Annotated in this window: 15 protein-coding genes, 4 tRNA genes, 3 rRNA genes and 2 pseudogenes; 7 read left to right on the top strand and 17 right to left on the bottom strand. The window is 36.4% G+C overall.

Features of this window, described 5'->3' with window-relative positions; all coding sequences use genetic code 11:
* Position 1: 1 nt before the first annotated feature.
* The 4 genes and pseudogenes from gldJ (at position 2) to LQ189_RS16290 (ending at position 4,525) form a co-directional block, all read left to right on the top strand.
* The gene (gene gldJ / locus LQ189_RS01540) at positions 2–1,681 is read left to right on the top strand and encodes a gliding motility lipoprotein GldJ (protein WP_086455345.1); all 1,680 of its coding nucleotides are present in this window, start codon (positions 2–4) and stop codon (positions 1,679–1,681) included.
* A 65-nt stretch (positions 1,682–1,746) separates the two neighbouring features.
* The gene (murF, locus tag LQ189_RS01535; protein ID WP_230153984.1) at positions 1,747–3,030 is read left to right on the top strand and encodes a UDP-N-acetylmuramoyl-tripeptide--D-alanyl-D-alanine ligase; all 1,284 of its coding nucleotides are present in this window, start codon (positions 1,747–1,749) and stop codon (positions 3,028–3,030) included.
* 258 nt (positions 3,031–3,288) lie between these two features.
* Positions 3,289–3,573 (top strand): transposase, encoded by a 285-nt coding sequence (locus LQ189_RS01530; RefSeq protein WP_230153983.1) that lies wholly within the window; start codon positions 3,289–3,291, stop codon positions 3,571–3,573.
* Positions 3,574–3,748: 175 nt separating this feature from the next.
* Positions 3,749–4,525, top strand: a pseudogene (locus LQ189_RS16290) (transposase).
* A gap of 222 nt (positions 4,526–4,747) precedes the next feature.
* Here the strand turns inward: LQ189_RS16290 and LQ189_RS01515 are convergent.
* From LQ189_RS01515 to LQ189_RS01470, 10 genes and pseudogenes are all read right to left on the bottom strand, one after another.
* Positions 4,748–4,833, bottom strand: a tRNA-Leu gene (locus tag LQ189_RS01515).
* 8 nt (positions 4,834–4,841) lie between these two features.
* Positions 4,842–4,914: transfer RNA gene (locus LQ189_RS01510), tRNA-Phe, on the bottom strand.
* Positions 4,915–4,970: 56 nt separating this feature from the next.
* A 5S ribosomal RNA gene (gene rrf / locus LQ189_RS01505) occupies positions 4,971–5,080 on the bottom strand.
* Positions 5,081–5,252: 172 nt separating this feature from the next.
* Positions 5,253–8,138: ribosomal RNA gene (locus LQ189_RS01500) — 23S ribosomal RNA — on the bottom strand.
* A gap of 178 nt (positions 8,139–8,316) precedes the next feature.
* Positions 8,317–8,390 (bottom strand) — tRNA-Ala (locus LQ189_RS01495).
* 97 nt (positions 8,391–8,487) lie between these two features.
* A tRNA-Ile gene (locus tag LQ189_RS01490) sits at positions 8,488–8,561 on the bottom strand.
* Positions 8,562–8,747: 186 nt separating this feature from the next.
* Positions 8,748–10,261, bottom strand: a 16S ribosomal RNA gene (locus LQ189_RS01485).
* Together the 16S, 23S and 5S rRNA genes with 4 tRNA genes alongside form the textbook arrangement of a ribosomal RNA operon.
* A 930-nt stretch (positions 10,262–11,191) precedes the next feature.
* Positions 11,192–11,392 (bottom strand): annotated as a pseudogene (locus LQ189_RS01480) (1-acyl-sn-glycerol-3-phosphate acyltransferase); the annotation flags it as partial.
* 53 nt (positions 11,393–11,445) lie between these two features.
* Complete coding sequence (locus LQ189_RS01475; RefSeq protein ID WP_230153981.1) at positions 11,446–12,672, bottom strand: ABC transporter permease; 1,227 nt, start codon at positions 12,670–12,672, stop codon at positions 11,446–11,448.
* 63 nt (positions 12,673–12,735) lie between these two features.
* Complete coding sequence (locus LQ189_RS01470; protein ID WP_144891661.1) at positions 12,736–13,230, bottom strand: YkgJ family cysteine cluster protein; 495 nt, start codon at positions 13,228–13,230, stop codon at positions 12,736–12,738.
* A gap of 73 nt (positions 13,231–13,303) precedes the next feature.
* On the opposite strand from LQ189_RS01470, the gene LQ189_RS01465 reads away from it, so the two are divergent.
* The gene (locus LQ189_RS01465) at positions 13,304–14,026 is read left to right on the top strand and encodes a bifunctional 2-polyprenyl-6-hydroxyphenol methylase/3-demethylubiquinol 3-O-methyltransferase UbiG (protein ID WP_230158605.1); all 723 of its coding nucleotides are present in this window, start codon (positions 13,304–13,306) and stop codon (positions 14,024–14,026) included.
* Between the two features lie 48 nt (positions 14,027–14,074).
* Here LQ189_RS01465 and LQ189_RS01460 read toward each other — a convergent pair whose 3' ends face one another.
* The 7 genes from LQ189_RS01460 to LQ189_RS01425 form a co-directional block, all read right to left on the bottom strand.
* A complete protein-coding gene (locus LQ189_RS01460) occupies positions 14,075–14,707 on the bottom strand; it encodes a 7-carboxy-7-deazaguanine synthase QueE (protein ID WP_230153980.1) in 633 nt (210 codons plus the stop codon).
* Between the two features lie 168 nt (positions 14,708–14,875).
* Positions 14,876–16,576 carry a tetratricopeptide repeat protein gene (locus LQ189_RS01455; protein WP_370634831.1) on the bottom strand — a complete coding sequence of 567 codons (1,701 nt, stop codon included), beginning with the start codon at positions 16,574–16,576 and terminating at the stop codon, positions 14,876–14,878.
* The gene (locus tag LQ189_RS01450) at positions 16,566–17,474 is read right to left on the bottom strand and encodes a PstS family phosphate ABC transporter substrate-binding protein (protein ID WP_230153979.1); all 909 of its coding nucleotides are present in this window, start codon (positions 17,472–17,474) and stop codon (positions 16,566–16,568) included. The genes LQ189_RS01455 and LQ189_RS01450 overlap by 11 nt, the downstream gene beginning before the upstream one ends.
* A 230-nt stretch (positions 17,475–17,704) precedes the next feature.
* A complete protein-coding gene (locus LQ189_RS01440) occupies positions 17,705–18,505 on the bottom strand; it encodes an energy transducer TonB (protein ID WP_086454534.1) in 801 nt (266 codons plus the stop codon).
* Positions 18,506–18,542: 37 nt separating this feature from the next.
* Complete coding sequence (locus LQ189_RS01435) at positions 18,543–19,091, bottom strand: biopolymer transporter ExbD (protein WP_086454535.1); 549 nt, start codon at positions 19,089–19,091, stop codon at positions 18,543–18,545.
* Positions 19,092–19,109: 18 nt separating this feature from the next.
* Positions 19,110–19,709: a biopolymer transporter ExbD gene (locus tag LQ189_RS01430; RefSeq protein ID WP_230153977.1), complete on the bottom strand. Its 600-nt coding sequence runs from the start codon at positions 19,707–19,709 to the stop codon at positions 19,110–19,112.
* Between the two features lie 85 nt (positions 19,710–19,794).
* Positions 19,795–20,613 (bottom strand): MotA/TolQ/ExbB proton channel family protein, encoded by an 819-nt coding sequence (locus LQ189_RS01425; protein ID WP_144891645.1) that lies wholly within the window; start codon positions 20,611–20,613, stop codon positions 19,795–19,797.
* Between the two features lie 373 nt (positions 20,614–20,986).
* Here LQ189_RS01425 and LQ189_RS01420 point away from each other — a divergent pair, with 373 nt between their 5' ends.
* Positions 20,987–22,507, top strand: a complete 1,521-nt coding sequence (locus LQ189_RS01420) for a helicase HerA-like domain-containing protein (protein ID WP_230153976.1) — start codon at positions 20,987–20,989, stop codon at positions 22,505–22,507.
* Positions 22,508–22,524: 17 nt separating this feature from the next.
* Positions 22,525–22,887: a cupin domain-containing protein gene (locus LQ189_RS01415; RefSeq protein WP_230153975.1), complete on the top strand. Its 363-nt coding sequence runs from the start codon at positions 22,525–22,527 to the stop codon at positions 22,885–22,887.
* Positions 22,888–22,909: the final 22 nt, after the last annotated feature.

Raw genomic sequence — 22,909 nt, 5'->3', positions numbered from 1 at the left:
TATGAAAGCAAACAGAATTATGGGCCTACAAGTGTTACTCTCAATCATGTTGATTGTGGGTTTCTCTAGTTGTAGTAAAAAATCCAGCTCTAAAAACACATCAAGAGCAACCGGTTGGAACATGGATAGCAAGAAAGGAGCCAGTAAAAAGAAGCAAGAAGCTGGACCAGGATTGGTTTTTGTTGAAGGAGGTACATTTACCATGGGTAAAGTTGAAGATGACGTTATGCACGACTGGAACAACTCACCTACTCAACAACACGTTCAATCCTTTTACATGGACGAAACCGAAGTTACAAACTCTATGTATCTTGATTACTTAGAGTGGTTAAAAAGTGTATACCCTCCAACGGAAGAGAATTACAAAAACATATACGAAGGTGCTTCCCCTGACACATTAGTATGGAGAAATAGATTAGGTTACAATGAGACCATGACCAATAACTACTTGAGACACCCATCATATGCTGAGTATCCAGTTGTTGGTGTAAATTGGATTCAAGCGGTAGAATTTAGCAACTGGAGAACACAACGTGTTAACGAAGCATTGTTAGAGAAAAATGGCTATTTGAAGAAAAATGCCAAAACAAATGACGTATCAGCCGAAAGTAATTTTGACACTGAAACTTATTTGAACTCTCCAACATCTGCATACGGAGGAGACGAGACAATTGTTCTTAAAGGTAGAAATGCTAAAAAACCATCAAAAGGTGGTAAAAATGGTACGGCTATTGAACCAAAAAATGTTTACGCACAAAGATCATCCGGTATTTTACTACCAGAATATAGATTACCAACTGAAGCAGAATGGGAATATGCTGCTGCAGCAGATGCTGGACAAAGAGAATACAACATCTACAAAGGTCAAAAGAAATACCCATGGTCTGGAGGTTACACCCGTTCAGGAAAAAGACAATCAAAAGGTGATCAACTTGCTAATTTCAAACAAGGTAATGGAGATTACGGTGGAATTGCAGGATGGTCAGATGATGGTGCAGACATCACAAATGAGGTAAAAAAGTACCCAGCAAATGATTTTGGTTTATATGATATGGCTGGAAACGTTGCTGAATGGGTACAAGATGTTTACAGACCTATAGTAGATAATGAAGCAAATGATTTTAACTACTTTAGAGGTAACTTATATACCAAAAATATGATTGGTGCCGATGGTAAAATAGTTATTGTAACGAAAGACAATATCAAATATGACACCCTGAGTAATGGTAAAATTGTAGCGAGAAATTTACCAGGTCAAATTACACAAGTTCCTGTAGATGAGCAAGAAACTTATTTGAGACAAAACTTTGATAAAAGCAACAACATCAACTACAGAGATGGAGATAAGCAGTCTACAAGATATTATGATTTTGGAGACTCAGATGATGACAAAGCAAAATCAGAAAGAACAATGTACAATTCTCCTAAACACAATGTAACTACTGACAGTTTAGGTAAAATGGTTCGTAAATTTGATAAATCTAGCAAAAGAACTACTTTAATTAATGATCAATCTAGAGTATATAAAGGTGGTTCTTGGAGAGATAGAGCATATTGGTTAGACCCAGCTCAAAGACGTTATTTCCCACAAGATATGGCTACTGATTATATCGGATTTAGATGTGCTATGTCAAGGGTTGGACCAAAAGCAGATAAGAAAAGATCTGTTAGAAATAAATAAACACATTCAATAATACATATAATAATAGCCCTTTTTAGGGCTATTATTATTTTAAATTATTTCGTATGGATATACAGGAAATTCATAGTTTGTTTTTAAAATGCAGTTCCATTTCAATTGACACTCGAAAAATTGAAGAAAACTCCATGTTTGTAGCTTTAAAAGGAGATCGTTTTGATGCTAATACATTCACTAAAGAAGCATTACAGAAAGGCGCTGCATTTGTCATAATTGACAATTCTGACTACTTTATAGATAATAGAACTATACTAGTTCCGGAAAGTTTAAAAGCACTACAACAACTATCACAATACCACAGAACTTTTTTAGGCTTACCCATTATTGCTCTTACAGGAAGTAATGGCAAAACAACTACAAAAGAACTTATATCAAAAGTTCTTGCCATGAAATTTAATGTAAAATCAACAATTGGGAACTTAAATAACCATATTGGAGTACCTCTAACTTTACTTTCATTTACAAGTAAAACCGAAATAGGTATTGTTGAAATGGGTGCAAATCATCAACAAGAAATTGCTTTTCTTTGCGAGATAGCTAAACCAGATTACGGCTATATCACTAATTTTGGGAAAGCCCATCTTGAAGGATTTGGTGGTATCGAAGGTGTTATTAAAGGTAAAAGCGAAATGTATGATTTTTTACGAAAGAACAATAAAGTTATTTTTGTAAATCTTGATGACACTATTCAAGTAAAACAATCTCACGCAATTACAAATTATACATTTGGAATACAAAACCCTCTAGCCAATGTATCAATTGATGCAGTTACGGCAAATCCACTAGTTACAGTTGTATATAAGAATAAGGTTATAAATTCTCAATTAATAGGTTTGTATAACGCTAACAATATAAATGCAGCATTAACAATTGGAACCTTTTTTAAGATAACAGATGCACAAATTAAGGTAGCACTCGAAAATTACATACCTGAGAACAATAGGTCCCAATTGATTACAAAGAATACAAATTCGATTATTTTGGATGCTTATAACGCTAATCCAAGTAGTATGAAGGTAGCAATTGAAAACTTTTTACAGTTAGAAAACCCAAATAAAATTCTAGTATTAGGTGACATGTTTGAACTAGGTACAGATAGCATGAAGGAACACGAAGGAATTGTTAAAATGCTGTCAAATACTAATAATGTGCATTGTTACTTTGTAGGCAAGGCATTTTACGAAACAAAAATAGATAAGACAAATTTTCTTTTTTATGAAACATTTGAAAATTTTTCTAGCGCTTTTTTAAATGCAAAATTAAAAAATACTTCAATTTTAATAAAAGGGTCCCGAGGAATGGCATTAGAACGTACCTTAGATTTAATATAAATTTAAGATCAGTATTTAGAAAATAGTGAAAGATATTATTTATATCATTCTCTGTTTTCACAAACTAGATGAATAAATACAATTTTAATCTAGTATAGGATTTTACTGCAAGTGTAGTGGTTAGTACTAACTTTTACATAAAATTGTTTTAATTAATTATTTATGGATCACAATGAGTGTTAAATGAAGTAAGAAAAAAGACTAAAAGTTGTGGAGAAATATTAAAAACGGGTTGTTTGTATTTTAAAAAATACAGAAATGCAGGATTCTTTTAAAGAACTTTTCAAGTTGTTATTACCAGAGATTATTGTAGATTATTTTGAATTGACTTCTTATGAAAAAGACCAAGAAATACTTCATCTATACTTAAAAGAAATCAATTCTATTCCTAAAGAATACCGTGAGAGCAAATTAAGTTCAAAAGAATTTTTTGATCAGATAACAGTTCAAGACTTTCCTATTCGAGGTCATCAAGTTTATCTGCATATCACACGCCGAATATGGCTCAACGAAGATACTGGACAAGTAGTTTTTAGAGATTAGAATTTAGTAGCAGACAGGACTCGGATAACACATGAGTTTGCGTCTTTTTTAAAAGAAATCAATAGATTCCAGACAAACCGATTGTAATGCAATTGCTTCTTTCTATGGAGTTAGCGGCAAAAATCTGCAAGATCAATACAAAGATTTTCTCAGTGATTTTAAAACCTGAGATCAACTGCTTCACGCCAAGCAATGGCTAATTTTTCCACAAAACTTAGACAAACATTTATCTATTGACGAAACTTCATTCTCCAATGGGGAACTCTATACTATCTTAACCAACAAAGCAGGTAAAGGGAGAAAAGGAACTATCGTAGCTATGATTGCAGGAACTAAAGCCGATACTATAATTGCTATTCTTGAAAAAATCCCTCTCAAGGCACGTAATCAAGTCACAATAATTACCCTAGATATGGCAGCAAATATGAGACTCGTTGCTAAGAAATGTTTCCCAAATGCTACGCGGGTTACAGGCCGCTTTACTCATATCTTGCATTTTAATTTGGTATTCCTGATACCGCTACGCTAAATTCATGTTCAAAAACTAGCATTGGATGCTTTACAAGAAATCAGTATCAAACACCGATGGAAAGTGATGGAAGAGGAAAATAAAGACATAATAAAAGCTAAATTAGAAAACAAAACGCATTCACCCCGGATTTTAGTTAATGGAGACACACTTAAACAACTACTAGCCCGCAGCCGCTATTTACTCTACAAAAACAAATCTAAATGGTCCGAAAACCAAATAGAACGTGCCACGCTATTATTTGAATTATATCCCGATATCGAAAAAGCATATAATTTAGCACAAGAATTGAGAAATATATTTGAGAAAACAACTGATAAAATCATTGGACTATCAAGATTAGCTAAATGGCATGAAAAAGTAAGTCAATCTGGATTTAAGTCTTTCAATACAATCTCAAGGTCTATAATAAATCAACACTAAACTATTTTGACAATAGAAGTACAAATGCAGTTTTGCAATCTTTTAATGCAAAAATAAAAAACCTTAGAAGTCAGTTTAGAGAAGAAAAGAAAATTGATTTTTTCCTATTCAAATTATCCAATCTTTTTTGCATGATCCCCAACTTTTGAAATTGATGATATTTTAGAACAAGACAACCTTTAAACAAAAAACTCCAACACGAATGTGTTGGAGTTTCAAGAGTACTCAGAGCGGGACTTGAACCCGCACGAACATTGCTGTTCACTGGATTTTAAGTCCAGCGTGTCTACCAATTTCACCATCCGAGCTTTGGTTGTGGTACCTCCAGGGATCGAACCAGGGACACATGGATTTTCAGTCCATTGCTCTACCATCTGAGCTAAGGTACCTTACTTAAATAAGTAAATTAAAAAAAAAGCCCATCTTTTCAGATAGGCTTCTCAAAGAAAGGCGACGACATACTCTCCCACATAACTGCAGTACCATCTGCGCTGGCGGGCTTAACTACTCTGTTCGGGATGGGAAGAGGTGAGCCCCGCCGCAATAACCACCTTAAGGTTGTTAGTCTAAAGTCGAAGATCTTAAAGTCTAAAGTTACCTTTTGGACTTGTGACTTTCGTCTTTGGACTGCTCTTGCGTCGAGCAAATATCTTAACATACTGAGATAAAGAATATAAAAAGTGTATTAGAAAGTTTCTCCCTCCCGATTACTCGGGAGGAAAAGGGTGTACATAAGCTTACGGGTTATTAGTACTACTCGACTATGACATTACTGCCTTTACATCTATAGCCTATCAACGTGGTCATCTCCCACGACCCTTAAAAGAAATCTCATCTTGTGGTGGGTTTCGCGCTTATATGCTTTCAGCGCTTATCCCTTCCAAACGTAGCTACTCTGCGGTGCCACTGGCGTGACAACAGATACACTAGAGGTTTGTCCAATTCGGTCCTCTCGTACTAGAATCAGATCCACTCAAATTTCTTGCGCCCACAGTAGATAGAGACCGAACTGTCTCACGACGTTCTGAACCCAGCTCGCGTGCCACTTTAATGGGCGAACAGCCCAACCCTTGGGACCTTCTCCAGCCCCAGGATGTGACGAGCCGACATCGAGGTGCCAAACCCCCCCGTCGATATGAGCTCTTGGGGGAGATCAGCCTGTTATCCCCGGCGTACCTTTTATCCTTTGAGCGATGGCCCTTCCATGCGGAACCACCGGATCACTATGCTCTACTTTCGTACCTGATCGACCTGTATGTCTCTCAGTCAAGCTCCCTTATGCCATTGCACTCTACGCACGGTTACCAAGCGTACTGAGGGAACCTTTAGAAGCCTCCGTTACTCTTTTGGAGGCGACCACCCCAGTCAAACTACCCACCAAGCAATGTCCCCCACATTATGGGGTTAGGCCTCAGATAAACAAAGGGTTGTATTTCAACAATGACTCCACAACGCCTAGCGACGCCACTTCACAGTCTCCAACCTATCCTACACATCATTTATCCAAGGTCAATACTAAGCTATAGTAAAGGTGCACAGGGTCTTTTCGTCCCACTGCGGGTAAGCGGCATCTTCACCGCTACTACAATTTCACCGAGCTCATGGCTGAGACAGTGTCCAGATCGTTACACCATTCGTGCAGGTCGGAACTTACCCGACAAGGAATTTCGCTACCTTAGGACCGTTATAGTTACGGCCGCCGTTTACTGGGGCTTCAATTCAATGCTTCTCCGAAGATAACATCTCCTCTTAACCTTCCAGCACCGGGCAGGTGTCAGGCCCTATACTTCATCTTACGATTTTGCAGAGCCCTGTGTTTTTGATAAACAGTCGCCTGGACCTCTTCACTGCGGCCCCGATTGCTCGGGGCGACCCTTCTCCCGAAGTTACGGGTCTATTTTGCCTAATTCCTTAGCCATGAATCTCTCGAGCACCTTAGGATTCTCTCCTCGACTACCTGTGTCGGTTTGCGGTACGGGTACTTATTACCTGAAGTTTAGAGGTTTTTCTTGGAAGCCCTTAGGCGCACTATCTCTTCTACCGAAGTATCCGAGTACTATCGTATTTCCCCAAAACCCGTGGATTTGCCTGCGGGTCTTATAGGTAGGTACTTCAACGAACTATTCCGTCAGTTCGCGGCGCTTTCATCACTCCGTCACCCCATCACAGTAATAACTAGTACGGGAATATTAACCCGTTGTCCATCGACTGTCCCTTTCGGGTTCGCCTTAGGTCCCGACTAACCCACAGCTGATTAGCATAGCTGTGGAAACCTTAGTCTTTCGGTGTGCGGGTTTCTCGCCCGCATTATCGTTACTTATGCCTACATTTTCTTTTCTAACCAGTCCAGCATGCCTTACGACACACCTTCAACCCTGTTAGAATGCTCCCCTACCACTCCATAATTTAATATGAAATCCATAGCTTCGGTAATACGCTTATGCCCGATTATTATCCATGCTCGTCCGCTCGACTAGTGAGCTGTTACGCACTCTTTAAATGAATGGCTGCTTCCAAGCCAACATCCTAGCTGTCTGGGCAGACAAACCTCGTTCTTTCAACTTAGCGTATATTTGGGGACCTTAGCTGATGGTCTGGGTTCTTTCCCTCTCGGACTTGGACCTTAGCACCCAAGCCCTCACTGCACGGAAACATTATATAGCATTCGGAGTTTGTCAGGAATTGGTAGGCGGTGAAGCCCCCGCATCCAATCAGTAGCTCTACCTCTATATAACTTTATGCCGTGCGCTGCACCTAAATGCATTTCGGGGAGTACGAGCTATTTCCGAGTTTGATTGGCCTTTCACCCCTACCCACAGGTCATCCGAAGACTTTTCAACGTCAACCGGTTCGGACCTCCACACTGTGTTACCAGCGCTTCATCCTGCCCATGGGTAGATCACACGGTTTCGCGTCTAACACTACTGACTAAAGCGCCCTATTCAGACTCGCTTTCGCTACGGATCCGTGGCTTAACCACTTATCCTTGCCAGCAACGTTAACTCGTAGGCTCATTATGCAAAAGGCACGCCGTCACCCAACGAATGGGCTCCGACCGCTTGTAAGCGTATGGTTTCAGGATCTATTTCACTCCGTTATTCACGGTTCTTTTCACCTTTCCCTCACGGTACTGGTTCACTATCGGTCTCTCAGGAGTATTTAGCCTTAGCGGATGGTCCCGCCAAATTCAGACAGGGTTTCACGTGCCCCGCCCTACTCAGGATACCACTATTTATTATACTCGTTACCCATACGGGACTATCACCCTCTATGGTGTCACTTTCCAGTAACTTCCGGTTCCTTGTACATAAAATGTCGTGGTCCTACAACCCCAACATTGCCGTAACAACATTGGTTTGGGCTAATCCGCGTTCGCTCGCCACTACTTACGGAATCACTTTTGTTTTCTTCTCCTCCGCCTACTTAGATGTTTCAGTTCAGCGGGTTTGCCCACCTATCGGTGTACTATGTCTTCAACATAGTGGGTTGCCCCATTCAGGTATCTACGGATCGTACGATGTGTGCTCGTCCCCGTAGCTTTTCGCAGCTTATCACGCCTTTCATCGCCTCTGAGAGCCTAGGCATCCCCCATACGCCCTTAGTTTGCTTATTGTACAGACACGATTAATCGTGTCTCTACGTTTATGATAAATCACAAACGTGTTCTTTCTACTTTTTATTATTTCTTATCTCAATATGTCAATGAACTTTATTTAGGTCGAAAGTTATAAAGTCTAAGGTCATAAAGTCATACTTTTGACTTTCAGACTTTAGTCTTTCGACTAAATTTGTGGAGAATAACGGAGTCGAACCGTTGACCTCCTGCGTGCAAGGCAGGCGCTCTAGCCAGCTGAGCTAATCCCCCTTTTTAATTAAAAATTAAAAATTACGAATTAAAAATTATGAACTTCTTGATCCTTAATCTCTCAACTTCTAAAATTTCCTTCTCTAAGAGTAAATAGTTGTCTCGGACAGACTCGAACTGTCGACCCCTACATTATCAGTGTAGTACTCTAACCAGCTGAGCTACGAGACACTCTTTATTTTGAGTAAAGAATAAAGATTTAAGATTATAGACTACATCTATACTCCATTTTCTATCTTCTTTCCTCTCTTTTTTTTTAAATTAACAGCAAGAGTAATAAAATGTTGGTATCTGTTTCCAACTTGAACTTTCGTCTTCTTTCCCTAGCGTGTATTACTACTAACACTAAGGCTCTAGAAAGGAGGTGTTCCAGCCGCACCTTCCGGTACGGCTACCTTGTTACGACTTAGCCCTAGTTACCAGTTTTACCCTAGGCAGCTCCTTGCGGTCACCGACTTCAGGCACCCCCAGCTTCCATGGCTTGACGGGCGGTGTGTACAAGGCCCGGGAACGTATTCACCGGATCATGGCTGATATCCGATTACTAGCGATTCCAGCTTCACGGAGTCGAGTTGCAGACTCCGATCCGAACTGTGACCGGTTTTATAGATTCGCTCCTGGTCGCCCAGTGGCTGCTCTCTGTACCGGCCATTGTAGCACGTGTGTAGCCCAAGGCGTAAGGGCCGTGATGATTTGACGTCATCCCCACCTTCCTCACAGTTTGCACTGGCAGTCTTGTTAGAGTTCCCGACTTGACTCGCTGGCAACTAACAACAGGGGTTGCGCTCGTTATAGGACTTAACCTGACACCTCACGGCACGAGCTGACGACAACCATGCAGCACCTTGTAAATTGTCTTGCGAAAAGTCTGTTTCCAAACCGGTCAATCTACATTTAAGCCTTGGTAAGGTTCCTCGCGTATCATCGAATTAAACCACATGCTCCACCGCTTGTGCGGGCCCCCGTCAATTCCTTTGAGTTTCATTCTTGCGAACGTACTCCCCAGGTGGGATACTTATCACTTTCGCTTAGCCACTGAAATTGCTCCCAACAGCTAGTATCCATCGTTTACGGCGTGGACTACCAGGGTATCTAATCCTGTTCGCTACCCACGCTTTCGTCCATCAGCGTCAATCCATTAGTAGTAACCTGCCTTCGCAATTGGTATTCCATGTAATCTCTAAGCATTTCACCGCTACACTACATATTCTAGTTACTTCCTAATAATTCAAGTTTAGCAGTATCAATGGCCGTTCCACCGTTGAGCGATGGGCTTTCACCACTGACTTACTAAACCGCCTACGGACCCTTTAAACCCAATGATTCCGGATAACGCTTGGATCCTCCGTATTACCGCGGCTGCTGGCACGGAGTTAGCCGATCCTTATTCTTACAGTACCGTCAAGCTCCCTCACGAGGGAGTGTTTCTTCCTGTACAAAAGCAGTTTACAATCCATAGGACCGTCATCCTGCACGCGGCATGGCTGGATCAGGCTTGCGCCCATTGTCCAATATTCCTCACTGCTGCCTCCCGTAGGAGTCTGGTCCGTGTCTCAGTACCAGTGTGGGGGATCTCCCTCTCAGGACCCCTACCCATCGTTGCCTTGGTAAGCCGTTACCTTACCAACTAGCTAATGGGACGCATGCTCATCTTTCACCGTTGTGACTTTAATAGTGGTTTCATGCGAAACTGCTATACTATGAGGTATTAATCCAAATTTCTCTGGGCTATCCCTCTGTGAAAGGTAGATTGCATACGCGTTACGCACCCGTGCGCCGGTCTCTAGATCCGAAAACCTATACCCCTCGACTTGCATGTGTTAAGCCTGCCGCTAGCGTTCATCCTGAGCCAGGATCAAACTCTTCATCGTATATTGTTTGTTCGCCGTGGCGAACTATTGTTATTCGACTCTGTTCTAGTGGTTTTTTCAAATCTTCCGATTCTATTACTCTTATTCTTTATGTTCTGTTCTTGCGAACAAAACGGCTGTCAATTCAATATGTCTAGGAACGTGTCTTACTATTTTTTCGCCTTTCGTTTGTTTCTCAAAGCGGATGCAAAAGTAGTTATTCTTTTTTTAACTGGCAAGAAAATTTTAAAGTTTTTTTGAGATAATTTTTATCTCGTTTACTTCTCTTTTTCTCATCAATCTTTCAAGGAACTTCCAGCGTTTTGCGGGGTGCAAAGATAACTTTCGTTTTTAAATCTCACAAGCTTTTTTTAAAGTTTTTTTTAAAGAGTAAATCTCTATTCACTTTGTTTTTCTTGCCAGTATTTTAAAGAACGTCTGCGCTATTGCGGGTGCAAAACTACAACCTTTATTCGCTTTTACAAGCTTTTTTTGAACCTTTTTTTAATCTTTTCTTAACTTTTAAACTAAAGCGTTGATTAAACGACTCTTAAAACTTAAACTTTTTTTCAGCTAATTTGAATTAAGATAGTTATTCAGTGAAATGATAACATTATTGGGCAGTTCATACCATTCTTTCTACAATGACTCCTAGTTTTTCTAGTATTGATATTAGTAAACCCTACTCTATTATATATAGGTAGTGTTCTTTTTGCTACTATAACAACACAATACACCTTTATATAATAGGTAATGTTTTTACTTCTCTAACAAAAAGCGTCTTCTACATTCTCAAACCGCGTTAGGGATAGCAGCGGAAAGCCCACAGTGACGACCGAAAGGAAGGAACGAGGACTTGCAGCGAAGAGCCCGACCTTATCTAAAACAACAAGAGTAGCAGGATCAACTGCTACTCTTGTTGTTTTAGATAAGGGAACGCCCAAATAAAATTTAATATTCCCATCTACGGGTTTTGTTTAATTCCTCTTGCTCTTGGATGATCTCTGCTGGTATTACTTTTAAGAACGATGCATGTTGTTCTATTGTATATTCTACTTTTTCTACAATTTCATCGATGGTGTCATTTTCATAATCGATATCAAGTGGTTCTTTGATTATAAACGATTGAAGAATGCCTTTCTTTTTTATGCGTTATCCTTTATTTTAAAATTGACACCAAGATTTGATTAAAATAAATATGTAAATCAATCATAACGAATTGCACGTACTGGAGATATCTTTGTAATTATATAGGACGGAATTACAAGTACAATTAAACAAACTATGACAGTAAGAACATTTAAAGCCATTATATAGGTCCAGTTGATATATACGGGTGCTTGATTGACATAATAGTTTTCAGGTGGAAGTTGAATTACACCAAAGTGTTGCTGAATTAACAACAACGTAATCCCTATGAAATTACCCCAAAACAAACCTTTTACAATAAGGTATGAAGCATTGTACAAAAATATTTTTCTAACTGACCAGTTATTTGCTCCAAGCGCTTTAAGAATACCTATCATTTGCATTCGCTCTAAAATTAAAACTAAAAGAGCAACAACCATGTTTATGGTAGCAACAAGAATCATGACAATAAGTATGACAATGATATTAAAATCAAATAATTTAAGCCATTCAAATATATAACTGTATTTCTCAGTAATGGTTTTTGAATCGAGCGTAGAACCTGTTTGTTCGTAAACTTGCTCGCCAATTGTTTCAATAGCATCAAAATCATCCACAAAAACTTCAAATGAACCAACTTGACTTGACTTCCATTTGTTGATTTTTTGCATGTGCCTTATATCTCCCAAAATATAAGTGGCATCAAATTCCTGAAATCCCGAATTAAATATTCCAACAATATTAAAGTTCCGTAAGTTATACCCATTGTCTTTCATGAAAAAGGTATTAAAAGAATCCCCTACTTTTAAATTTAACCGGTTGGCTATAAATTGAGAGATCACAACCTCTTCATTTAAAGCTGCAATTGTATTCGGTATTCTTCCTTGAACCAAATACTCTTTTATATTATCCCACTTATAATCTTTTCCTACCCCTTTGAAAATAACACCCTCAAAAGCACTCTCAGTCCTAATGATTCCTGCTTTACTTACTACAGCTTGAATGTGTGTAACAGCGGGAACTGCTGAGAAATTTGGATAAAAGTCGTGTTTATTGGTAATAGGTACCAAAGTCATATCAGATTGATTGCTATCATAATTAGAAATCACGATATGACCATTAAAAGCGGCTACTTTCTCACGGATTTTTTGTTGCAACCCAATACCTGTGGCTACAGATACAATCATCATAATCATACCAATTGCAATTGCCGAAATAGCAATTTTTATGATAGGCGATGAAATGCTACTTTTATAATCCTTAGATAAAACGAGACGCTTAGCGATGAAATATTCTAAATTCAAAGTAAAATGGACTTTTATGGGTTGAGAAACTAGTTTGGAATAAAATTATTACCTAGGACTATACTATAAAGGTAATTTTTTTTTCATCTCTTCTACAATATTGAAGGCAGCTGGACAAATAGTAACATTCACTAAAGTAAGATCGGTGATTTGCTGAAATTTTTTTCGATCAGTGTGCGGAAACTCCCTGCATGCTTTAGGACGAACATCATAAATCATACAAGCATTATCATTATCTAAAAATGTACAAGGAACGCTTTGTAAAACATAATCTTTATCCTCATCTATTCGCAGATATTGATCAATGAACTGTTGTGGTTTTTGCCGTAAATATTTTGAAACTCGTTCAATATCGGCATCTGTAAATAATGGCCCCGTGGTTTTACAGCAATTAGCACATTTTAAACAGTCCGTTTTTTTAAATTCAGCGTTGTGCAGGTCTTGCATTAAATAATCTAAATTCTTTGGAATCTTCTTTTTTAACTTATCAAAATACTTTTTGTTTTCGATATGCTTATCTTTGGCCTCTTTGGGAAGATTGATTATTATATTTTTCAAGTTGCAGATTTATAATTTGAATTACAAAAGTAACAAACTTGACATCTGAAAATGATAAAGATTTAAAAAAATGATGAAAGACCTTTTTGGCAGAGCCATTCTCGATTATGTTACAAATAATTCACCTGAAGATTTAATTACGGAAACTTCAATATCCGAAGAAGATGAAATGAATATTGCTTACCTGTTTCGTTCTCATGATGAGCTGCCTCTTATTGAACAAAAAGCAATGCAATTATCCAAAGGTTTGGTACTAGATGTGGGCTGCGGTGCCGGAAGTCATAGTTTGTATCTACAAAACGAATGTAAACTCAATGTACAATCAATTGATATTTCAAATAACGCCATTGAGGCCTGCAAGTTAAGAGGTCTACATAATGCAAGCGTACAGAATATATTAGATTTAAACATCTATGAAAATGAAACACTGTACGATACCATTTTATTATTAATGAATGGAACAGGTATTTTTGGAACTATAAAAGAAATCCCTAAATACCTAAAGCAACTAAAAAGATTACTGAGCCATAATGGTCAAATTTTAATAGATTCTTCAGATATCATTTATATGTTTGATAACGATGAAGACGGAGGGAAATGGATACCTAGCAATGGCTATTATGGCGAAATTACATTTAAAATAAAATATAAAAACGAGATAGAGAACCCATTTCCTTGGCTCTATTTAGATTACAATACGTTACAAAATGCTGCGTACGCAAATGGATTTAAATGTGAATTAATTCAAGAAGGAGAACATTTTGATTATTTAGCAAAACTCACACATTTACCTTAAAAAAAAATCTAATCAAACTAAAAAAACTGCATTATCAAATGCATGTTCTTATGGGATATTCAAATATTTATGTGTTTGCAAAGAAACGCGCCATTTTGGATTTTGCATCACATAATCTACGATTAATGGAGTCATTTCTTCTTTTTTACTCCATTCTGGTTGAAGAAATAAAATAGCATTAGCCGACACTTTTTCTGCTTGTTCTTCAGCAAAAATAAAATCATGCTTGTTATAAATTATTACTTTTAACTCATGAGCAGCCTCATAGACTGTTGAAGTCGGTAGTTTATTCTTCTTTGGCGATAAGCAAATCCAATCCCAAGAACCTGTTAAAGGATACGCACCAGAAGTTTCAATATGAACTTTTCTATTATTGTCATGCAATTTTTGCGTCAATAAAGTCATGTCCCACATTAAAGGTTCACCCCCTGTAACCACAACAGTTTCTGCATATTTACTAGCATTACTTACAATTAAATCTACTGAAGTAGGCGGATGCAACTCTGCATTCCAACTTTCCTTAACATCACACCAATGACAACCTACATCACAACCGCCAATTCTAATAAAATAGGCAGCAGTTCCTGTATGAGAGCCCTCTCCTTGAATGGTGTAAAATTCTTCCATCAACGGGAGCATTGCCCCTTTATTAACCTCTAACTGTATTTCTTTTGATAACATTCTGATTTTTTAAAGTGCAAAGATAACGAATTTGAAAAGAGAAGTTTTAAAAACAATTGTCTAATATAAATTGTAATTAATGAAACCTAATCATTGTTAATGAACAAAGATAAAGGCATAAAAAAACCGGTAGCAATTGCTACCGGTTTATACCATTATTTTGAAAAATTATTTTAAAATTTTCAAAGACTCAGATGCGTAACTATTTGCAGCATCAAGAGCAAGTGTTTTGTTGAAATATTCAATAGCTTTAGCTTTATCAGTATTTGCAAAACTTGCAGCTATATTATTGTAAGCTTCAATAAACTTAGTCTTAACAGCTGGTTTTGCAAGTTCAGCATCACCAAGAGCAGTTGTTTTAGCTACATAATCCTCGTAGTTTTTAACCATGACATCATCTTTTTCAAGCAATCTATTTGCTCTAGCTCTGTAAAGGTAAGCTTCCAAATACGTTGGTGAAGCTACTAAAACTCTTTCAAATGCAGCATCAGCTTTTTGTAATGAAGCAGCATCAGCTTTACCTTCTTTTGCTTTGTTGATGTTTGCATAATAAATAGCTAAACCATAATACACGTTGTCATCAAGATAAGTAGTAGACTCTTTAGTATTTGCTCCAAACTCAAAGATACCAGAAGCTTCATTATACAATTTTTGAGAGAACATTTTTTTACCTACTTCACTTAAACTTTGAACAGCAAGCGGTTCCATTTCAACACCTTTTTTAATATCGGCTAAACCTTGAGTATATCCTGCTGGATCAACTGAAAGCCCGTCAGCACTAGTTGCTTTTTTAATTCTACTTAAACCTAAATTCAAATAATCTAAAGCAATAATTTTATTACCTGGTGTTCCAATAAAATCCTCTAAAGCTTTAATTGCAACATCTAAATTACCATTCTTATAAGCCGCATAACCTAAATAACGGTAAATTCTTGGATTCACTTTATCCAATTCAATCATTTTATTCGCTTCCACTTCAAGTGCAGCATAATCCTCAATTAAGATTAAGAAATCTGCTCGACGCATTCTTGAGTTAAGTGAATAATCTGTCAAAGACATATACTTATCATAGTGACCTAATGCAATTTTATAATTTGCAGCAGCTTGTGATGGCTTATTACGTGCAATTTTATAATACGTTTCAGCTAATTCTCTGTAAACTGGACCGTAATTTGGGTTTAAAGCAATTACTTCATCATACGCTTTTAAAGCTTCGTCATAAGACTTTGCACCTTTTAACAAAACACCTAACTGCATTTTTGCTTTTAATAGTGTATTATCTAACTGAAAAGCGCTTCTGTAAGCAACATAAGCCTCATTTTGCTTTCCATCACCATAATAAGCATCTCCAAGAGCTAATTGCAATTGCGCATCCTGATTATTTTTAATAGCTGGATTGGTCAAAGTTGTAATAGCTGTTTTATAATCTGGTTTTTCAGCATTCATATATGCTCTTGCCACATAAATAAACTCCTGAATATCCTTCTTTTTCATATCCTTTAATGCAAGAGCAAACTTTGCTTGCGCTGCAGTTAAATCATTTTTATCCAAATCCATTTGGCCAAGACCAATATTATTTAGTCTTCCATCTTCTGAGGCAGTTAACCCTTTGTCAAAAAATATTTTTGCAGAATCCTGAATATTTTGTTCTAAATATACATTACCAAGAGTAAAAAACGCAGAACCATTTGTTGGTTTTGCTTTGATAATTGATTTCAAGATAGACTTAGCACTTTCGAATTGCTCTGCATCGATAGCTTTTTTTGCTTGATTAATATCTTGAGCTTGTGTAGTAAAAGCTGTTGCTAAAATAGCCACGCTCAATGTTGAGAATTTATTCATCTTAATTGTAGTTAATTTATTTTTCATCTTTTTGACTATTAGTTATTGTAAATTTCCTTGTGGGAATACGTACAGGTAACAAACCTGATTTTAATACTATTCTTTGTCCAATATCTCCACCAACGAAGGATGCAAATCCCATACCCAAACCAGAGAATCCCTGACAATTTATTATATACAAATCACGTGCCAAAGGATACTTCTTCTCTGCTATATCATTTTGAGAAGGATAAAAATACCCATTACTTTTTAATCCTTTTACACTAAGGATACGTACCTTATCTATAAAATCAACCATGGCAGGTTTAGGCTGCGTGAGCCAGTTAACACCTACAACACCTATCAAGCCATCGTTTGAAGCAACATGTTTAATTACTTCATCGTTTGTTTTAAATGAAAAAACACCATTTTCAGGAATTGATTTAATTCCTGCTAAATCGCTTAAATACCTAACCGTACTTGAATTTAAATTATCAAATACCAAACCCTTAATTTTAGTCCCTGTTTTACCTTGCATAAAATGCAATACATCTTGTAACACTACAAGAGAATCTTTATTATTTGCATTTGAAATAAAAGCAATTGCATCAGTAGCAAAGGGAGTAATTTTAGGATTGATTTTCCTTTGTTTAAATATCTTAATTTCTTCAGGAGTAAGATTCCTTGAAAGAATTGCAATAGTAGAAGTTTTATTGAAAAGTGTATTCAAAGTTTCAGCTTCAGATTTTGAAACCAAATTAATTTTTGCATCATACTCGCTTTCAAAAACAGCCACTTGGTCTTCAACAATAGGAGTTAATGTCTCATCTACATAAATTGTGGCATTACCCTTTAAGATAGTCTCTTCTTTATTTGACTTATTACACGAATAAAGCACCGCTACAAGAACCACTAAAGACAATAATAAAATAGATAATTTTTTCATAGACTAATTGTTGCTGTTTATAATTCTAAAAAACCTAAAGGATGCATACGCTATCAATATAACACCAAATGCAACCCGATAAATCCTATCCATAGCTAACGGAAAGTTATTCATGAATATTATAAACAAACCTAAAATTAGATAAAGTAGAAAAAACAAAATTCCTAAAACAAGAAGAAATCGCTCTCTAAGCGATTTCTTCTTAATATTGTTTACTATGTTATTCAACATTATTCTGCAGATTGAATAGTAATAGGTAAAGAATATAAAACCCTTACTGGCTTACCATTTTGAACACCTGGAGACCATCTTGGTGATTTTTTCAATACACGAATTGCTTCTTTTCCAGTACCATAACCAATATCTCTAATAACTTTGATATCAGTTAAAGACCCATCTTTTTCAACAACAAATGATACGAAAACTTTACCTTTTAAACCTTCTTCTTCCGGTGTTACGTAATTTGTACCAACAAATTTGTAAAACTTATCCATCCCACCAGGAAAGTCAGGTTTCACTTCGATACCTGCAGTGCTATATACAGTGTTATCTGGAGCTTCCTCAACTACTGCAGCAGTACCTGTACCTACAGGCTCAACACTAAGAACAGCATCTGGATCTCCTTTGATTGTCTCAGCACCTAGCTTTTTATCTTTAATTTCCTCTGTTTTTGGTGGCTCCTCAGTAACTTCTTCTGCTTTAGCCACAACTGGCTTAACAAACTTCACTTGATCCACTTTTGGTGGAGGTGGTGGAGGTGGCGGAAGGTTTTTCTTTACTTCTTCTTTTTTAGGAGGCAACTTGATACTAACAATTTTAGTATCTAAAGTGTCATCACCATCTGAAGAATCAGGAAGTAAACCTAAAATAAGTGGCATACTAACCGCAAAAGAAAATACTATTGCTCCTATTATAAGTGCTTTAGTAGCAGTACTGTTATTTGTTTTTCTAAGTTCGTAAGCACCGTATGCTTTGTTACGACCTTCGAAAACAATATCAAGCCATTGGTTTGTGAATATATCTAATTTCATTTTTCTTACTTATTAGGTTATTGAGTAATTGAAAATATTAATTACTTTCTAACAATTTTAATTCTTCTGGAGAGAAATCATTAACGATAGCGTTTGTAGGTACACCTACAATAGCCATTTCATCAAGTATATCTACTAAATTACGGTAATTTGATTTTTTACCCGGCTTAATGATAACGATTAAACCTTTGTCTTTATCTCCTGTATATTCAACTACTGATTTTTTTCTTTTTAATAACTCAGCACGAATACCTTCTTTACCGTAAGCAATCTCTTTAGGACCAGCTATAGGTGTAGCTAACAATCCCATGTAATACACCATTTTATTGTTGTCACCTAACATTACTGTTAACGTACGATTTTCATCTACTTTAATTGGTTTTTCCTTGGTTTTATCCTCTTCTTTATCTGGTAAACCCAGAGGCATCGATTGTGGTTTTGACAGAGTAGTTGTCAACATAAAGAACGTAATTAATAAGAAAGCTAAATCCACCATAGCAGTTAAATCTACTTTTGAATTGGATTTTTTACTTCTTACTTTACCACCTTTTTTGCCATCACCGTCGCCAGTATTTAATTCAGCCATTTTAGTGTATTTTTTTAATTATTTCTCAGTTGCTCTCAAACCAGTAACCAAATTGAAGTTATTGATTTTTTGTTCTTGTAAAATATCCATTACTTTTTTAATAGCAGGATATTCTTCTTTTGAATCACCTTTTATAGCTATTTGCAATTCTTTGTCATTCACTTTGATATTTGCAATTCTAGAATTGTAAATCCATTCTTTTAATTGATTATCAAGAGAATCTTTAGGCACACCTGGCTGAACACCTGGTTTGTTTCTATCCGCAGTTTTCATTGCAATAAGCTGTTTCAAGTTAGCGATTGGAACTCCAATACCTTCCATCAAAGCAAATGTTTCAGTTTCACTATCAGTAAATTCAACACCATATTTTTGACCCATCAATTGCAAAGCTTCTTTACGAACTTCTCTACCTTTTAAATCATAAAATACTTTTCCTTTACCTATGGTAACGGTTGCTAAATTATCTTCTGGCAATTTAGACTGAACTGTTGATGCAGGGGTATCAACTGGCAATGCTTCAGGGATTTTTGCAGTTGCAGTCATTACGAAGAAAGACAACAATAAAAAAGCCACATCACACATAGCAGTCATGTCCGTAGACCCTGCTTTTTTCTTCATTTTTATAGCCATTAATATATTTTTTAAAATTTACAAGAAAGCAGCAGCAAAAATCGAGCTACTTTCTTGTAAAATAAATTATTAATTATTTTTGAGCACTTCTGAAGTGTCTGTATGTGTTCACAATTGTATTACCAGCCTCATCAATAGAATAAGTCAAAGTATCAATTTTTGAAGTAAAGAAGTTGTAAGCAATAATTGCCAAAGCAGAAGTAGAGATACCTGTAGCCGTGTTAATCAAGGCCTCAGAGATACCATTTGCAAGAGCAGCTTGATCAGGAGTACCTGCAGCAGATAATGCACTAAATGCTTTGATCATCCCCGTTACTGTTCCTAACAATCCTGCAAGAGTTCCTAAAGATACCATTGTAGAAAGTACAGTCATGTGTTTCTCTAACATTGGCATTTCTAATGAAGTAACTTCTTCAATTTCTTTGTGAATTGTTTCAGCAGCAGCTTCACTATCAAAACCTTCTCTTTTAACCTCTTGGTATTTCAATAAAGCAGATTTTATTGGGTTAGCAACAGAACCTTTTTGTTTGTCACAAGCAGCAATAGCTCCTTCAATATTTCCAGCTTTAATATCTTTTTGTAAATTAGTCATGAACTGATCAAGATTTCCTTTACCAGCTGCTTTTGAAATTACAGCATAACGCTCAAATGAGAATACAACAACCATTAAAAGTAATCCTAACAAAACTGGTACAATTGGACCTCCTTTGTATACCATTGCTAACATGTTTCCTGGCAGTGGATGACCTGTATTAACACCACCTTCAAAGTTAGAGCCATCACCCATTATGAAATTCCAAATTAACCATCCAACAAAGATACATGCTACAATAATGATTCCTGAAATCATTCCTCCTCCGTTCGCCGCTTTTTCTTTTTTAACGTTTGCCATTTTTTTTTAATTTTAATAGTTTTAAATAAATTTATCTTAGTTATATTAAACTTGTAGTTAGGCAAATTTATATTTTTAGTTCAAATAAAAAAACTTTTTTTTATTTAATTGTAATTAAATTTATTTCAATAACACATTCTAAAGCCTAATATCTTCATTTCACTCCATATTCATATACAATTGAATGTTTTTATGAAAAATAATTTACTTTTTTAAGAAAATTTATTACAATATTTCAAAAATATCACATTCAATAAAAAAAATATATTTTACCTTTTTTATAACAAAATACCTTTAACACTGCAGTAAACACTAAAATTGTTCGTTTTATAAAAAAATAATACCTTGCATTAGAATTAAATTCAGATACATTATGAGCAAAAAAGATGATTTTACATCGTACATATCCCAAGGTTTTCAATCAAAAGGCGAAAGCATCACTCTAGGTGGCGCTATTTTAGATGGAGAAGCAGTACCTAATACTTATGTAAAAATACCGTTAAAAACACTTAACCGCCACGGATTAATTGCTGGCGCTACGGGTACTGGGAAAACTAAAACAATACAAGTTCTATCTGAACAACTTTCCTCTTTTGGTATTCCCGTATTAATGATGGATATAAAAGGCGATTTTAGTGGAATTGCTAGAGAAGGAGAAGAAAAAGATTTTATAACTGATCGACATACTAAAATAAACATTCCTTACAATACAGAAAGTTTTCCAGTTGAACTATTAACCTTGTCTGAGCAAAACGGAGTGCGATTGCGAGCCACTGTATCAGAATTTGGCCCAGTACTTTTTTCTAGAATACTCAATTTAAATGATACGCAAGCTGGAGTTGTAGCTGTAATTTTTAAATATTGTGATGATAATAAAATGCCATTACTTGATTTAAAAGACATCAAAAAGGTTATCAACTACATCACCGAAGAAGGGAAAGAAGAGATTGAGGAATTATACGGAAAGATATCTACTGCAACAACGGGGACTATCCTGCGAAAAATAATTGAACTTGAACAACAAGGAGCCGATTTGTTTTTTGGTGAAATGTCGTTTGACATCAATGATTTGATGCGCATAGATGAAAAAGGCAAAGGCTACGTGAATATATTACGCCTTACAGACATACAAGACAAACCGAAATTGTTTTCGACTTTTATGTTAAGTTTATTAGCCGAGATCTACCAACAAATGCCTGAACAAGGAGATGCTGAACAACCTGAACTTGTCATTTTTATAGACGAAGCGCATTTGATATTTAACGAAGCTAGCAAAACATTATTAGAACAAATTGAAACTATTGTAAAACTAGTTCGATCAAAAGGTATTGGAGTTTATTTCATAACTCAAAACCCTATGGACATCCCTAGTGGTGTTCTTGCTCAATTAGGTTTAAAAATACAACATGCATTAAGAGCTTTTACTGCCAATGATAGAAAGGCCATCAAACAAACTGCTGATAATTATCCTACCTCTGAATATTACACCACTGAAGATGTCCTTACAAGTTTGGGTATTGGAGAAGCGCTTGTTACAGCCTTAAATGAAAAGGGTATCCCTACTCCTCTTGCTGCAACCATGATGCGAGCACCTATGAGTCGAATGAATATTTTGACCGATAGTGAAATTGAAACTATCAACAACAACTCTAAACTTGTAAATAAGTACAATAGTGTAATAGACAGAGAAAGCGCCTATGAAATGCTACAAAAAAAGATTACCGAGGTTAATGAAAGTGTAGCTAAAAACACAGAGGAAGAAACAGTTGAAAAAGAGAAAAATGAAGGGCCAAGTACTGCCAGCGTTGTGGGTAAATCTGTTTTAAAAGTGCTTACAAGTGCCACTTTCATCAGAGGAGTTTTTGGAGTTTTGACCAAGATATTTAAAAAGTAATGCTATAAAATCTATTTATGAAAAAATATTTAGTCCAAAAAAATCCTTTTGTAGTCCCAACAACCGATGGTAAATTGATTGAAGAACACCATGGCCTGATTGCAACTCAAAACAATGAGATCTCAATTGCACACATGGTTGCTCCCCCTAAGTGGAGTGAACCATTTCAAACCCCAAAATTTGATGAGTATACCTATATTATACATGGTAAAAAACAATTCATTATAGAAGACGAAGTTGTTATTCTTGAAGCGGGTCAATCTATAAAAATTGAAAAAAATACACGAGTGCAATATTCCAACCCTTTTGACGAGCCTTGTGAATATATGGCTATTTGCAAACCTGCTTTTTCAATAGAAAACGTTAATAGAGAAGAATAAACCGTATACTATTATTATCTTT

This window comes from Flavobacterium sp. CECT 9288, from assembly GCF_918731615.1.
Taxonomy (GTDB): domain Bacteria; phylum Bacteroidota; class Bacteroidia; order Flavobacteriales; family Flavobacteriaceae; genus Flavobacterium.
This window is presented reverse-complemented; position numbering and strand designations above follow the sequence as displayed.